1 protein-coding gene is annotated in these 271 nt (G+C 62.7%); it reads left to right on the top strand.

All coding sequences use genetic code 11. The features are described 5' to 3' along the window. Window positions 1–23: 23 nt before the first annotated feature. Window positions 24–271 (top strand): GNAT family N-acetyltransferase (locus KVT32_RS30115; protein ID WP_254637088.1); only part of this gene is annotated, 248 nt, incomplete at its 3' end.

The following is a 271-nucleotide window of genomic DNA, read 5'->3' as shown; positions in this document are numbered from 1 at the left end:
GTCATTACAGCGCGGCGGGCGACATGTTCATCGTCATCGTGCGCCACGAAGGCAAGGCCGTCGGCGCCGGCTGGGTGCTGCTGTGCGGCGACCAGGCCGTCATTCCCTGGGCCTCGACCCTGGCCGACTACAACCCGCTGGCGCCCAATATGCTGTTGTATTGGGCGATCCAGTCGCATTTATGCGAAACCGGCGTGCGCCAGTTCGACTTCGGCCGCTCCACCTACGGCGAAGGGACGTATAAATTCAAGAGTCGATGGCAACAGGCCCA

Origin of the sequence: Achromobacter sp. GbtcB20 (assembly GCF_019091095.1) — a bacterium.
GTDB classification, from domain to species: domain Bacteria; phylum Pseudomonadota; class Gammaproteobacteria; order Burkholderiales; family Burkholderiaceae_B; genus Achromobacter; species Achromobacter mucicolens.
This window is presented reverse-complemented; position numbering and strand designations above follow the sequence as displayed.